Genomic DNA, 15,922 nt, shown 5'->3' with positions numbered 1-15,922 from the left:
TTATCTTAGTTTCATAAGGTTCAAAAAGATAAGAACAAATTTTAAAATGTTTGAAGAGCTCAGTCAATATCCATCCGATCAGTTTATCTTTCGTCCATGCGATTTGCTGGAAGAAGTGTGTAATGCACCGAAAGAAAGTTGTGGTATTTTCCTGATTTATGAATTAAATGAGGAAAACTCCAGGCTGGTCTATATTGGGTCATCCAACAAAATGTCATCTGCTTCTTGTAAGCCCGGATTATTCGAGAAGATCGTTCATGCAGAGGATTACGACGGAGTTCCCGGTAAAATATTTTTTTACATGAATCTGATTAAAAGCGATGCAGAAGGCTTGAATTTTCACTGGTACGAAACTACAAACGATGAACCTGAAAAAATTGCAGATTTACTTGTAAGAAAATATTCAGATGTACATGGAAATCTTCCTGACTGGAATCTTTAGATAGTTAAACTGTTTTACTAAAACACTTATATTGAATTTATTCTTGCAGATTACCCTCTGAAACTGTATTTTTATTAATCTAATTTACATCTTCAGATTTATACAATATGTATCGGGTAATTTTATTATACATTTCCTTACTTTTTACTGGATTCTTAACTTTAGGCTATGCCCAGCAAAACAAAAGCATTACTTACCTCTTTATTGGTTCCTATACAAATGGTTCTCCAGCTGATGGCATCTACGTTTACAAATTCAATCCTTCTACGGGTGAACTCACTGAATCCGGCAGGGTAAGCCATGTTGTAAATCCTTCCTTTCTGACTTTATCTCCAAATGGCAAATATTTATACGCAAGTAACGAAAGTCAGCTGGATAAACACGGTGCTGTTTCAGCTTATAGTATAGATTCTGTTCACGGAAAACTAATTTTCATCAATAAACAGGATGCCGGAGGAAGAAATCCTGTTCATGTTATTGTAAGTGCTGACAATAAGTATGTTGTTAACTCAAATTACACAGACCCTTCGGTTAGTTTTTACAGATGTAATACAGACGGAAGCCTTGATCAGGCAACAGCTATTTACAGGTATTCCGGCAGCAGCATCGTAAAGGGCAGACAGGACGCAGCGCACATCCACTCCTCTATCTTTACTCCGGACAATAAATATGTTTTCTCGCCGGATTTGGGAACAGATCAGATTCGGGTTCTGAAACTCGAAAAAGGAACAGTGATAAAAGACCCGGATCATCCTGACATTAAAGTGACTCCTGGTGACGGTCCGAGACACTTTACCTTTCATCCTAACGGAAAATTTGGTTATTGTGTTGATGAACTAAGCGGTTCAGTTACAGCTTATAATTATAAGGACGGATCACTGGAAACAATTGACAGTTATAAATCTTACAACAGCAATTCAGGAAAATACGCATCAGCCGACATTCATATCTCACCCGACGGAAAATTTCTGTATGCATCCAATCGTACAGATGAAAATACTATTTCTGTTTTTAGCATTAATCCTGAAAACGGGACCCTCGAGCGAATAGAAGTTTATCCTGTATTTGGAAATCACCCCCGTAGTTTTGTGCTTTCTCCGGACGGTAATTACGTGATTGTTGCAAACCAGTTCAGCGATAATGTTGTAGTGCTGAAAAGGGACGCAACAAGCGGTAAACTTACGAAAACAAATATAGAGTTGAAAATTTTTCATCCTTCCAGTTTAAAAATGAGAACCTACGGAAAATAAAATCCGGAATTCTTGTCGTTAAACGAAATAGAGATGTTTAACTAAAAAATATAAATGTATAAGCCTTGAATTTAAAAACACATAAATTTCCAAATGAGTATTAAATACACTCTTGCGGTAATTATATGAAAAAGCAAGGGAATTTTTGAAATAAAACGACTAACCTTAAAACGATATTCAATGCAATCTTTAAAATCCAGATTTATCATTTCCTCACTGCTTATATTATTTGCTTTTCCAATCATGGTTTCATCCAAAACAAATGTTAACAAGCTTGTTTGCGAATATAAAACCAATCCGATTGGAATTGGAACAGTGCAACCAAGACTGAGCTGGCAAATAAATACTACGGAAAACAATGTCAGTCAGATGGCTTACGAGATAAAAGCTTTTTCCGGATCTGCAAACGATAGTGATGAATACTTAGTTTGGTCAACTGGCAAGGTACCCGGATCACAATCCGTAAATATAGTTTATACTGGCGAACCCCTACAAACCGGTCAGCATGTTAACTGGAAGGTTAGAATCTGGGATCAGAACGACAAAGCAACAAAATGGAGCGATTTAGCCTCATGGGAAATGGGGGTTCTTGAACCTGAATCGTGGAAAGCAAACTGGATAAGTGTATCTTCTGAACCGACAGTGAAAGGTTCAAAACCATGCCAGTATTTTAGAAAGGATTTTAGCAGTGATAAAAAAATTGCATCTGCAAGAGTTTATGTGACATCCAGAGGATTGTACCAGCTTTTTATTAATGGCGAAAAGGTAAGCAAGGACCTGTTCACACCAGGTTGGACCAGCTATAACAACCGGATTCAGTACCAGACTTACGATGTAACGAACATGATAAAAGCTGAAAATACAATTGGTGCGATTTTAGGAGACGGCTGGTACCGAGGATATATTGGTTTTAATAACCAGCAGAATTACTATGGTGATAAACTGGCTTTGCTGGCACAACTGGTCGTAACCTACACTGATGGGACCAAAGAAACCATTGTAACTGATAATAACTGGAAATGGAGTACCGGTCCTATTCTGTTTTCTGATATTTACAATGGCGAAACATACGATGCCAGACTTGAACAACCAGGTTGGGACGACACTAATTTAATTGATGCATCGTGGCAAAATGTATCGGTTGAAACTTACACAAAGGATGATCTGATTGCCCCACAGGGTGTTCCGGTTCGAGACACAAAGGAGATTAAACCTTTGCGCGTTTTTCAGACACCAAATGGTGAAACAGTCTTCGATCTTGGGCAAAACATGGTAGGATGGGTTCGTTTAAAAGTTCAGGGAAATAAAGGAGATAAAGTAACTCTGAAATTTGCAGAAGTTTTAGATAAAGAAGGAAACTTTTATACTGCAAATCTCAGGAATGCAAAAGCTACTGACAATTATATTCTGAAAGGAAATGGAGAAGAAATATACGAACCTCATTTTACGTTTCATGGCTTTCGTTTTGTTCAACTGGAGGGTTATCCCGGAACTCCTCATCTGGACGCAATAACAGGAATTGTGATCCATTCGGATATGGAACCCACCGGATCATTTTCGTGTTCCGATCCATTAATTAATCAGTTGCAGCACAATATTCAATGGGGTCAGAAGGGCAACTTTCTGGATATCCCCACAGACTGTCCGCAACGTGATGAACGGTTAGGCTGGACAGGCGATGCCCAGGTTTTCAGTATGACTGCTGCATATAATTTCAACGTTGCAGGTTTTTACACCAAGTGGATGAAAGATCTGGCAGCAGATCAGTTGCCGGATGGTAAAGTTCCTCATGTAATTCCGGACGTATTGAATGGTGGCGGTGGAGCTACCGCTTGGGCAGATGCTTCTATCATTATTCCTTGGACTGTTTACCGCGTGTATGGTGATACCCGAATACTTAAAGAACAGTACAATAGCATGAAAGGCTGGGTGGAATATATGAAAGGTCGTGCTGGCAATGATCTTATATGGACAGGTGATTATCATTTCGGGGACTGGTTGGCTTTTGCCACTACCTGGTCCGACTATCCCGGAGCAACGACTGAAAAAGATTTAATTGCCACAGCTTATTTTTGTTACTCCAGTCATTTACTTAGTAAAATTGCCGGAATACTTGGGAATACAGAAGATGAAAAGAAATATGCGCAATTGTCGAATCAGATAAAACAGGCGTTTAATGCTGAATTTATTACTCCCAACGGAAGGCTGGTTTCGCATACACAAACAGCTTACGCCCTGGTCTTGTCTTTTAATTTGTTACCTGACAACCTAAAGGATAATGCGGCTAAATATCTGGCTGAAGATGTAAAGAAATTCGGACACCTGACGACAGGATTCGTGGGGACTCCACTGCTGTGCAGTTCTTTATCCTCAACCGGCAGAGACGACCTGGCATTTATGTTGCTTATGCGTAAGGATTATCCTTCGTGGCTATACCCGGTTACCCAGGGAGCAACTACTATATGGGAACGTTGGGACGGACAAAAGCCTGATGGTTCATTCCAGGATGTTGGCATGAACAGCTTTAACCATTATGCTTATGGTGCAATAGGGGAATGGCTTTATACATACGTTGCCGGCATCCGACTTGATCCGGATCAACCGGGATATAAACACTTCTTTCTGTCTCCCCATGTTGGTGGCGGCCTGACCTATGCGAATGCATCTTTTAATTCAATGTACGGTTTGATACGGTCCGACTGGAAAGTTGAGGGTAAAACATTTGTTTATGAGGTTGAAATACCAGCCAATACCATGGCAACCGTAATTCTGCCCAATGCAGATATAAAAAAACTGATGATAAATGACAAACCTGCGAATAAAACACAGCATTATAAGGCAGAAAATAATGCCAATGGCTTAAAACTGACGCTTGGTTCAGGAATTTATACCTTAAAATATTAAGTGAAAAGTTAGCCGTATCAGATGTGAGAGATTTGCTAATTCGGCTTTTATTTGGCTAAACTACTTTTAATTGATTTAAAAATGAGAAAGTCCTTTCTGTATCGGCTTCTGTTAATATTTTTATGGATAACCAGCAATTCTTATTCACAGAATAAAACGACAGATTTTTCCATTTGGAAATTTAAAACAGGGAATCATCAAACCTGGCAAAATCCTGATTTTGATGATTCTGAATGGTCTGCAATTGATGTCAATAAATCATGGGATGTCCAGGGGTATCAGTCATACGATGGCATGGGGTGCTACCGTTCAACAATTGTCATTCCATCCATATTAGGGAAAATAAAAAACAGTGAAGGACTGTGGTTTTATCTGGGTGCAATTGATGACAGGGACTCTGTTTTTCTCAACGGGAAATTAATCGGATCACAATCTGACTGGCGAAACGAACGTAAATATTTCGTTGATAAAAATGATACCCTAATAAAATGGGATCAACTGAATACCATAGTAGTAAAAGTATTGGATACAGGTGGTGGTGGTGGAATGTATAAAGGAAAACCTTCTATTTTCCCTTCCTCACCTGTAGATTTTATCACCATTGATAATTCCCAAGGCGGTTTTTATATTGATGCCACCGGAAATGTAAACAGAAGTATCGATATCCATTCATCATCAAAAAATCCTGTCAGCGGAACATTATATATAACTGTAAAAGATCTTTTTGAAGAAAATATAATTTATAAAACTGACAAGCAAGTCTCACTGCCTTCCTCTGGTTCAATACAATACACTCTTGATTTCAATCGAGAAATGAATGGCCCCTGCAGAGTTAATTACCAATTCACTGAAGAAATATCGCAGGTTTCAACTTCAGCATTTGAGGATATTCCTTATATCCTGACACCTGAAGCACCGTTAAGTCCGGTAATTAACGGACCGGACATTACAGGTGTAAGACCCGGGAATCCGTTTCTTTATAAAATTCCTGCAACCGGGAAAAAACCTGTTACGTTTTCTGCAAAAAAACTTCCAAAAGGGCTGGATCTGAATAAAAATACGGGAATTATAACAGGAAAAATAATAAAACCGGGTGAATATCAGGTTAAACTGACAGCACAAAATTCCTATGGAAAAGATGTCAAAGATTTGTGTATTAAAGTTGGTGACACTATAGCTCTGACGCCCCCAATGGGATGGAACAGCTGGAATTGCTGGGGATTAAGCTTAGATGAACAAAAAGTGAAGAATGCTGCAGATGCATTTATTAAAACCGGACTTTCAGAATACGGGTGGACATATATCAATATTGATGACGGCTGGGAAGCACCGGAAAGGGATCAATACGGGCACATTCACACAAATGAGAAATTTTCTGATATGCAAGCGCTTGCAGATTATGTTCATAAAAACGGCTTGAAAATTGGGTTATATTCAAGTCCTGGACCAACAACCTGCGGAGGTTACCTTGGTAGTTATGAACACGAACAACAGGATGTTGAAACCTGGGTAAACTGGGGGTTTGACTATATAAAATACGATTGGTGTGGCTATTATACGATCTATCCAAATCCTACACTGGACGAAATGAAAAAACCATATAAGCTCCTTTCAAAAATACTATCAAATCAACCCAGAGACGTGGTCTTTAGTCTTTGCCAGTATGGTATGGGTGATGTATGGAAATGGGGCGGTTCGGTTGGAGGAAATTTATGGCGCACAACAGGCGATATTGAAGATACCTGGGAAAGTATGTCCGGAATTGGCTTTAGCCAGTTTGACAAAGCGCCGTACGCTAAACCCGGAAACTGGAATGATCCGGATATGCTGGTGGTTGGAAAACTGGGATGGGGAAACGTAAGAAATAACCGGCTTACACCGGATGAACAATATACACATATCAGTCTGTGGTGTTTACTCAAATCTCCTTTACTGATTGGTTGTGATCTGACCAGCCTCGATGATTTCACGTTAAATCTGTTATGTAATAACGAAGTTTTATCCATCAACCAGGACCCGCTGGGGAAACAAGCTGAAAGAATCTACAATAAAGATAATATTCAGATGTATAAAGCTGAACTTAAAGGTGGCAGATTTGCTGTAGGTATCTTTAACCTCGGTGGGAGTACTGCTCGTATAACCATTAATCCTGGAATATTAGGTTTGAAAGAATCCAGTATTTTACGAGATGCCTGGAAACAACAGGATGAAGGTGAACTGAATTCCGATAAGATCATATCTGTAGCTCCTCACGGTGTTAAATTATATATTATCAGACAACAGGACTAACGAAATCAAATTACACATACCACTCTGATTTAATGACAATTACAAATAACACCCTAATATCTCAGACATTTTTTATCATTAAAACTAAACCAAGAACTTTAGATTTTGTATTATTGTTTTCTGTAGATAAATCACTAAAAAAATAATCGGTTATATTAATTCGTGGTTAAAACCGTTATTTGTTAAGTTTTAATTTTAAAACCGGTTTATCATAAAGACATTTGTATGAAGAAAACAATTAAGTATCTGTCAATAATAATCTTAATCTTTATAATTCCGCTTGCCATAATTCTGTACACAGCTGTATTAGGTTCAAATATTAAGGAGACTAAAACCGGATTTACTGAATTATATGTTGGCGAAAATGTAACGCTTGACAGTTTATTAAATGATTCTTTACCGCTCGGCAAAATTATTAATCACAAAAAGACCATCCTTTTAACTGCAAAACTTAAACGTTTTTCAGGTTACGTAAAACCAGGGAAATACATCATTAAAGAAGGCATGTCTAACAATCAATTAATTAGTATTTTTCGATCCGGAAACCAGAATCCTATAACCCTTACGTTCAATAACATCAGAACAAAAAATGATCTTTCAGGAAATCTGGGAAAGCAATTACTGGCAGATTCAGTTGAAATCCTGAATATTTTGAACAACACCAGTTTTCTAGCATCGCAGGGCTTCAATACATTTACAGCTGTCTGTCCTTTCCTTCCTGACAGTTATGAGGTGTACTGGACTATCAGCCCAAAGGACCTGTACGAACGTATGGTGTATGAATATAACAAGTTCTGGACTCAGGACCGTTTAAATAAAGCCAAAGCGCTTGGCATGACTCCTGAGCAGGTCATTACATTAGCCTCAATCGTAAATGAAGAAAGTAATTTTTCAAAAGAACAGCCCATTATTGCGGGTCTTTATATAAACCGTCTAAAGAGAGGTTATCTATTACAGGCTGATCCAACGTTGAAATTTGCCCTGAATGACTTTGAAAAACAAAGGGTTATTAATGAGGACAAAGAAATTGATTCGCCTTATAACACTTACAAGTTTAAAGGTCTTCCTCCCGGCCCCATCAGAATTCCAACAAAAACAGCCATTGATGCGGTATTAAATTATAAAAAACACAAATACCTCTATATGTGTGCCAAAGCTGATTTTTCAGGAGAACATCATTTTTCGGAAACCTTTTCAGAGCATAAAAAATACGCCAGAGAATATCAGAAGAAATTGAACAGCATGCGGATTTACAAATAAAAAAGCCGGATCTTATGACCCGGCTCTTTCTATTTATAATTTTTCTATTATTCAGTTACAGCTTTAATTCCCGGTAATTCTTTACCCTCCAGAAATTCAAGGGAAGCACCACCACCAGTTGAGATATGACTCATCTTATCAGCTAAACCACTTTGGTTAACGGCAGCAACAGAATCGCCACCACCAATAATTGATACAGAAGAAGAATCAGCTACAGCTTCGCAAACGCCAAATGTTCCGTTAGCAAAATTTGGCATTTCAAAACATCCCATAGGACCATTCCAAACCACTGTTTTTGCTTTTGCAATTTCCGCAGCGTACAGTTTTACAGTTTCAGGACCAACATCCAGTGCCATTCTTCCTTCTGGAATATCAACGCCGACAACTTCAATATCAGCAGCATTATCAAATTTATCAGCAGCCAGGTTATCAACAGGCAGCAAAAATTTAACACCCTTAGCTTCTGCTTTGGCAAGAATTTCTTTAGCAGTACCTATAAGATCTTCCTCAACCAGCGAATTTCCGATTGAATGGCCCTGTGCCTTATAGAATGTATATGCCATACCACCTCCTATCAGAATAGTATCAACTTTTTCAATAAAAGACTGAAGAACTTCAAGTTTGCCTGAAACCTTTGCACCACCAACGATGGCTACAAATGGTCTTTCAGGTTTTGCTACAGTTTCACCTAAAAACTTAATCTCTTTTTCAAGCAGGTAACCAGCCATTTTATCTGCCATAAAATTTGCGATAATGGCGGTAGAAGCATGTGCACGGTGCGCTGTTCCGAATGCATCGTTTACGTAAACATCACATCCTTCAGCAAGTTTCTTGGCAAATTCAGGCATAGCTTCTTTATCTTTATGCTCTGCCTTGTAAAAACGCAGGTTTTCAAGTACTAAAACTTCACCGGGTTTTAAGGCTGCTTTGGCTTCAAGAACCTTTTCTCCAATACAGTCATCAACAAATTTCACATCCTGACCCAATAATTTGGATAAGGTCGGAACAACATGGCGCAATGAGAATTTATCCTCCGGACCATCTGTCGGACGACCTAGATGGGACATCAAAACGGCACAACCTCCATCAGCAAGAATCTTTTTAATAGTTGGCAGAGCACCAACAATACGCGTATCGTCAGTCACTTCCAGAGTTTCCTTGTCAAGAGGCACATTAAAATCCACACGAACGATGGCCTTTTTACCTGCAAAATTGTAAGAATCAATGTTTAACATATATTTTAATTTAAAATTTAACTCTAAAAAGGGCTCACAAATATAGCAAATTATGGAAAAATGTCTTTAATCCGGGGGCCTTACTTTTACATTTTTTAAGGTATTGTGCAATGCAGGTTACACCCCATAAAAGTTTGATTAAAAACGTGTAAAAAAGAACAATTTATTACCTTTGTGGGCATTAAAATTTTGAGCATGATTGACAAGATAAAACTGTTAGGAGAAGAAATAAATAATTTAAAGGCTACCTCCCTTGATGAAGTTGAGGCACTGCGAATTAAATACATTAGTAAAAAGGGGTTGGTATCGCAGCTATTTAATGATTTTAAGACCGTACCAAATGAACAGAAACGTGAAATAGGTCTTCTCCTGAACGAATTGAAAACCAAAGCACTCGACAGGATCAATCAGCTTAAAGAAGAAATGGAATCAGCTTCTGACAGTAGTAATGAAATGGATTTGACCATGCCTGGCTCTCCGATAGCAACCGGTGCAAGGCATCCCTTATCTGTTGTTAAAAATGAGATCATTGAAATTTTTAAACGCTTAGGGTTCACTATAGCAGAAGGTCCGGAAATTGAGGACGACTGGCATGTTTTTTCTGCGCTTAACTTTCCACCTGAACATCCGGCGCGTGATATGCAGGATACTTTCTTTATTAAAAAGGATCCGGATGTATTATTGCGAACACATACATCATCCATTCAGGTTCGTGTGACCGAAACCAGCAAGCCACCAATCAGAATACTTGCTCCCGGCCGCGTATTCCGGAACGAAGCAATCTCTGCCCGTGCACACTGTATATTTCATCAGATAGAAGCACTTTATATCGACAAGGAAGTTTCGTTTGCTGATCTTAAACAGACCTTGCTATATTTTGCCAAGGAACTATTCGGACCGGATACTGAAATTCGTCTGCGCCCGTCTTTCTTCCCTTTCACCGAACCGTCAGCTGAAATGGATGTTTCCTGTTCGTTATGCCACGGTAAGGGTTGTAATGTATGTAAATATACCGGATGGCTTGAGATCTTAGGTTGTGGTATGGTTGATCCCAATGTGCTTGAAAGTGCAGGCATCAATCCTAAAGAATATTCAGGATTTGCTTTAGGCATGGGAATTGAAAGAATTGCCATGTTAAAATATGGAATAAAAGACCTGCGTCTTTACTTCGAAAATGACATAAGATTTCTTAAGCAATTTGAATCTACATATTGATAGTTTTTACTATATTGCGGGAAGGCTTAAACTGTAATAAATTTGAACTATGCGTAAAGTGCAAGGTGAAGATATCGATAAAAGTATAAATCTTAGAAAGTATTCAATTTTTGATTCTCTTACAGAGGGTGAAATAGAATCAATGAATATTGAAATTGAGACGCATGTATTTCCAAGAGGAAAACTCCTTTATGAAGAGGACCATCGGATAAACGGGTGTTATTTCGTTGAGAAAGGTATCGTTAAAATATTTAAGACTGGTATTGACGGGAAAGAACAAATTATACGATTTGCCAAGGAAGGTGATCTCATCGGGTTCCGTTCTGTTATTAATGCTGAACTGGCATGTACTACAGCTAAAATAATTGATAGTGCGCAGTTACTTTATATCCAGGGTGTCCATTTGCTGGAATTGCTTAAGCAGAATTCTGAGTTTTCAATGGCACTTATGCGTATGGCGTGTAAGGAATTGGGAGAATCCAACAAATATATTACCGATATTGCTCAAAAAACAGTTCGTGAAAGACTGGCCGAGGTACTTTTATTATTAATGGATTCATTTGATCTGGACAAGGATAACTACCTCAATATTTCACTAACCCGTGAAGAACTGGCAAACATGGTCGGCACTGCTACAGAATCCGTCATCAGACTCTTATCTGAATTTAAAGCAGACAACCTGATTGAACTCCAGGGAAGGCGGATTAAATTGATCAACATTCCAAAACTTATTAAAATAGGGAATGTTTACGATTAAAACAATTGAATGACAGACAGGCCTATAAATAGCCACAAAATCATTAACGACCCCGTTTTTGGATTTATACAAATCAACCACAATCTTATATTCCGGCTGATTGAACATCCGGTTTTTCAACGCTTAAAACGCATACGACAACTTGGGCTCAGTTCAAATGTCTACCCCGGAGCACAGCATACCCGTTTTCAACATGCGTTAGGTGCCATGCACCTGACACAGGAGGCTGTAAATGTACTGCGTTCAAAAGGTCAGGATATTACAGAGAAGGAAGAAGAAGCGGTACTTGCAGCCATCCTCTTGCATGATATTGGACACGGTCCATTCTCACATGTTCTGGAAGATACTATTGTTCATATCAATCACGAGGCTATTTCTCTGGTTCTTATGGAAATGCTGAACAAGGAACTGGATCGCAAATTGGATCTTGCCATTAAAATTTTTAAAGGGAACTATCCAAAACGGTTTCTTCACCAGCTTGTTTCCGGACAGCTGGATATGGATCGCATGGATTATTTACGCAGAGACAGCTTCTATACGGGTGTCACAGAAGGAACCATTGGATCAGCCCGAATAATAAAAATGCTGAATGTAGTGAATGATCAACTGGTTCTGGAAGCAAAAGGCATTTATTCCATTGAAAAGTTTCTGATCGCACGCCGGCTAATGTACTGGCAGGTATATTTGCATAAAACAGCGCTTGCCTCAGAAAAAATGCTGATCAATGTACTAAAACGGGCCCGCGAATTACATAAACAGGGAAAAACACTTTATTTGACTCCTGCGTTAGAATACTTTTTCATTAATAAGGTTTCAGTTGAAGGGTTGGAGTCCGACAGGAATGCCCTGAACCAGTTTATAAAACTGGATGATACTGATATTCTAACCTGCCTGAAATACTGGATTGACAATAAAGACATGATCCTTTCCACATTATCAAATGGACTGATAAACAGAAAATTATATAAAATTGAAATAAGTAATACGCCTTTTAAAGAAACTTATATTCTTAAAAAAAAGCATGAAATATTACGACGACACAATTTAAAAAACTATGAGCTGGAGTATTTTGTATTCCAGGGAACCACTTCATCTGAACTCTACACTCCGGATGTGGATAAAATTAAAATTCTTTACAAAAACGGAGATGTGGTGAGTGTGGATGAAGCTTCTGAGATCATCAGAATTTCGCAACATATAACAAGTGAAGAGAAGTTTTTCTTCTGTTACATAAGAAATTGACAACAAAATTTGAACAAAACAGGGTTTTTAGAGAGAAATCTTTAATTTTGCCACAAATTTTTTTTTATGGAGTTTTCAGCTAAGCAAATAGCCGAATATCTTGAGGGAGACATAGATGGTAATCATAATATAACGGTTTCTGATTTTTCAAAAATTGAAGAAGGGAGGCCTGGTACTTTAAGTTTTTTATCTAATCCAAAATACGAGCCTTATCTCTACACTACCAATGCATCTATAGTGTTGATTAAAAGTGACCTCGAATTGAAACAGGAAATCAGTGCCACTCTCATACGTGTTGCTGATCCCTACCAGGCCATAGCACGATTGCTCACGCTTTATGAAAATTCCAAGCCGGTAAAAATAGGTGTACACCCCAATACTGCAATTGATGAAACGGCTCAAATTCCTGAGACTGTTTTTATTGATGCTTTTGTTTCAATTGGGAAGAATGTCAGAATCAACAGTGGCGTTGAAATTAATGCGAACTGTTCTATTGGAGACAATGTTGAGATAGGAGAAGACACAATTATATTTGCCGGAGTAAAAATTTACGATGGTTGCAAAATTGGTAGCAACTGTGTACTTCATGCAGGCTCTGTTATCGGTTCTGATGGATTTGGTTTTGCCCCACAATCGGGAGACTATGCCAAAATTCCGCAGATCGGTAATGTAGTCATAGAAGATCATGTGGAAATTGGAGCCAATACAACGATAGACAGGGCAACCATGGGGTCAACCATTATTCGAAAAGGTGTAAAACTTGACAATCTGATTCAGGTAGCCCATAACGTAGAGATTGGTGAAAATACGGTTATTGCTGCACAGTCAGGCATTGCAGGATCAACAAAAATAGGAAAGAACTGTATGATAGGTGGACAGGTTGGTTTTGCGGGTCATATTTCCATTCCTGATAATACTAAAATAGCCGCCCAATCCGGTATTGCAAACACCATTAAAGGAGAGGGTAAAGTACTGTTAGGTTCACCTGCTATTGGAATTATTGATTATAGAAAAGCATATGCAGTTTTCAAAAACCTTCCTGACATACAAAGAACTGTATATCAGACGGAAAGAGAGCTAAAGGCATTTAAAGAAGATATAAAAAAAGATAAACCATAAAAACATGAGTATTTTTCAGAAAACACTTGCTGCTGAGTTTTCCTTGGAAGGCCAGGGCTTACATACCGGGGCCAAAGTGAAAGCTACATTTAAACCAGCACCTGTTGACTCAGGATACCAGATTAAACGTATTGACCTTGATAACTCACCGGCATTTGATGCAGTAGCTGAAAATGTCGTAAATACGACACGAAGTACAGTAATCGGAAAAGGTGAAGCAACTGTATCAACAATAGAACATGCACTGTCTGCCCTTTATGCATCAGGCATTGATAACTGTCTGATTGAAATCAACGGCCCTGAAATGCCGATAATTGAAGGAAGTGCCAAACCTTTTATTGATAAAATCAAGGAAGCAGGAATTAAAGAGCAGGATAAAAAAGCGTTTATTTTTAAACCGACCTCTAAAATTGAATATACGGATGAAAAAACAGGAAGCAGCATTATAATTCTTCCGGATGATAAATTCAGTGTAAGTACCTTGCTTTCATACTCCGGTTCAAATCTTCTTGCAAATCAGTATGCAAATCTTGAATCCATCGAGGATTATGAAACTGAAGTATCTACATGTAAAACATTTGTTTTTCTACATGAACTGGAGCCGTTACTACACAGCAATCATGTGAAAGGAGGAAATCTTGATAATGCACTGGTAATTGTTGATAAAGAAGTTAATCAGGAAGAGTTGGACCGTCTGGCAGATTTATTCAATCATGAACATGTTAACGTGGAATCAAACGGTTACCTCAGCAATACCGAATTAACTTTCACCAATGAACCTGCCCGTCATAAAATACTTGATGTTATTGGCGATATTTCATTAATTGGATGTAGAATTGAGGGGAAAATAATTGCCACCAAACCAGGGCACCTGGTAAATACTGAGATGGCAAAGGTAATTCGTAAAATCATTAAGCGTAATCCTGATCAGGTTCCGTTCTACGATCCATCCATAGAACCATTCATGGATGTGAACCAAATAAAAACGCTTCTGCCACACAGACCACCATTTTTAATGATTGATAAAATACTTCGGATTGAAGATTCTGAGACGATTATAGGTCTTAAAAATATTTCGATGAACGAAGATTTTTTCCGTGGTCATTTTCCCGAAGAACCTGTAATGCCGGGAGTATTGTTAGTTGAAGCTATGGCTCAGACGATGGGAATCCTTGTTCTTAGTGGTGTGGATGAACCTGAAAGATATTCAACATATTTTCTTAAAATAGACAACGTAAAATTCAGAAAAAAAGTGGTACCGGGAGACACTGTGATCTTCAAACTGGAACTCACTTCTCCCATACGTAGAGGTATTGCCAGTGCCAGAGGTCTTGCCTTTGTCGGCGACAAGGTTGTTGCTGAGGCAGAGTTCATGGCACAAATTATTAAAAACAAATAAAACCTAACACAAAGGAACAAATGAAACAACCATTAGCGTATGTACATCCGGAAGCTAAAATTGCTCCAAACGTGGTTATAGAACCTTTCGTTTCTATTGATAAAAACGTAGTAATTAAAGAAGGAACCCGCATCGGTTCGGGTGCAACCATTCTTGAAGGAGCAAGGATAGGAAAAAACTGTAACATTTTTCCTGGTGCAGTCATATCAGGAATTCCCCAGGACTTGAAATTCAGAGGAGAAGAAACAACTGCTGAAATCGGTGATAATACAACGATCCGTGAATGTGTTACCGTTAACCGTGGTACTGTGGCTAAAGGGAAAACCATTGTGGGAAGCAACTGCCTTCTTATGGCATACGTACATGTAGCTCACGACTGTATAGTGGGTGACAATGTTATTCTTGGAAATGCCACCCAGCTTGCAGGCGAAGTTATAGTTGACGACTGGGCTATTATGAGCGGTCTTGTAGCAGTTCACCAATTTTGCCACATTGGTTCACATGTCATGATTTCAGGTGGATCTTTGGTACGAAAAGACGTACCTCCTTTTATTAAGGCAGCACGTGAACCCCTTTCCTATGCTGGTGTAAACTCTATTGGTCTGCGCCGTAGAGGATTCGACAATGATCAGATTAGAGACATTCAGGAAATTTACCGTTATACATATCAAAAAGGACTAAATAATACTGAAGCTTGTGATCTTATTGAAGCCGAACTACCAGCTACAAAAGAAAGAGATGAAATAATTCTTTTCATCAGAAACTCAAAACGAGGAATTATAAGAGGATATTTTCAATAATAAAAAAAGC

General features: G+C 38.5%; 12 protein-coding genes. 11 read left to right on the top strand and 1 reads right to left on the bottom strand.

Going from position 1 to position 15,922, the window contains the following annotated elements:
* Positions 1-46 precede the first annotated feature (46 nt).
* From ACE1ET_RS10520 to mltG, 5 genes are all read left to right on the top strand, one after another.
* Positions 47-442, top strand: coding sequence for a hypothetical protein (locus ACE1ET_RS10520; RefSeq protein ID WP_375728359.1), 396 nt, complete (start codon positions 47-49; stop codon positions 440-442).
* A 107-nt stretch (positions 443-549) separates the two neighbouring features.
* Positions 550-1,692: a lactonase family protein gene (locus ACE1ET_RS10515; RefSeq protein ID WP_375728358.1), complete on the top strand. Its 1,143-nt coding sequence runs from the start codon at positions 550-552 to the stop codon at positions 1,690-1,692.
* 180 nt (positions 1,693-1,872) lie between these two features.
* Positions 1,873-4,596, top strand: a complete 2,724-nt coding sequence (locus tag ACE1ET_RS10510; protein ID WP_375728357.1) for a glycoside hydrolase family 78 protein — start codon at positions 1,873-1,875, stop codon at positions 4,594-4,596.
* A gap of 81 nt (positions 4,597-4,677) precedes the next feature.
* Entirely contained in the window at positions 4,678-6,885 is a 2,208-nt protein-coding gene (locus ACE1ET_RS10505) for a putative Ig domain-containing protein (protein WP_375728356.1), read from the top strand.
* A gap of 225 nt (positions 6,886-7,110) precedes the next feature.
* Entirely contained in the window at positions 7,111-8,145 is a 1,035-nt protein-coding gene (gene mltG / locus ACE1ET_RS10500; RefSeq protein WP_375728355.1) for an endolytic transglycosylase MltG, read from the top strand.
* A gap of 47 nt (positions 8,146-8,192) precedes the next feature.
* Here the strand turns inward: mltG and ACE1ET_RS10495 are convergent, their stop codons facing one another.
* On the bottom strand, positions 8,193-9,380 hold the full coding sequence (locus ACE1ET_RS10495; protein ID WP_375728354.1) for a phosphoglycerate kinase: 1,188 nt from the start codon (positions 9,378-9,380) through the stop codon (positions 8,193-8,195).
* 195 nt (positions 9,381-9,575) lie between these two features.
* Between ACE1ET_RS10495 and pheS the strand changes: the two genes are divergently transcribed.
* The 6 genes from pheS (at position 9,576) to lpxA (ending at position 15,912) form a co-directional block, all read left to right on the top strand.
* Positions 9,576-10,595 carry a phenylalanine--tRNA ligase subunit alpha gene (gene pheS / locus ACE1ET_RS10490; RefSeq protein WP_375728353.1) on the top strand — a complete coding sequence of 340 codons (1,020 nt, stop codon included), beginning with the start codon at positions 9,576-9,578 and terminating at the stop codon, positions 10,593-10,595.
* A 49-nt stretch (positions 10,596-10,644) separates the two neighbouring features.
* Complete coding sequence (locus ACE1ET_RS10485; RefSeq protein ID WP_375728352.1) at positions 10,645-11,352, top strand: Crp/Fnr family transcriptional regulator; 708 nt, start codon at positions 10,645-10,647, stop codon at positions 11,350-11,352.
* Positions 11,353-11,361: 9 nt separating this feature from the next.
* Entirely contained in the window at positions 11,362-12,594 is a 1,233-nt protein-coding gene (locus ACE1ET_RS10480) for an HD domain-containing protein (protein WP_375728351.1), read from the top strand.
* Positions 12,595-12,660: 66 nt separating this feature from the next.
* The gene (lpxD, locus tag ACE1ET_RS10475; RefSeq protein ID WP_375728350.1) at positions 12,661-13,713 is read left to right on the top strand and encodes a UDP-3-O-(3-hydroxymyristoyl)glucosamine N-acyltransferase; all 1,053 of its coding nucleotides are present in this window, start codon (positions 12,661-12,663) and stop codon (positions 13,711-13,713) included.
* 4 nt (positions 13,714-13,717) lie between these two features.
* Positions 13,718-15,112, top strand: coding sequence for a bifunctional UDP-3-O-[3-hydroxymyristoyl] N-acetylglucosamine deacetylase/3-hydroxyacyl-ACP dehydratase (locus ACE1ET_RS10470; protein WP_375728349.1), 1,395 nt, complete (start codon positions 13,718-13,720; stop codon positions 15,110-15,112).
* Between the two features lie 20 nt (positions 15,113-15,132).
* Entirely contained in the window at positions 15,133-15,912 is a 780-nt protein-coding gene (gene lpxA / locus ACE1ET_RS10465; protein WP_375728348.1) for an acyl-ACP--UDP-N-acetylglucosamine O-acyltransferase, read from the top strand.
* The last annotated feature ends 10 nt before the right edge of the window (positions 15,913-15,922 follow it).

The sequence above is a fragment of the Quyinboa mangrovi genome (assembly GCF_042219825.1).
Lineage (GTDB): Bacteria > Bacteroidota > Bacteroidia > Bacteroidales > UBA5342 > JBHJHP01.
The sequence above is the reverse complement of the archived record's forward strand: the minus strand, read 5'-3'. Positions and strand labels throughout refer to the sequence as shown.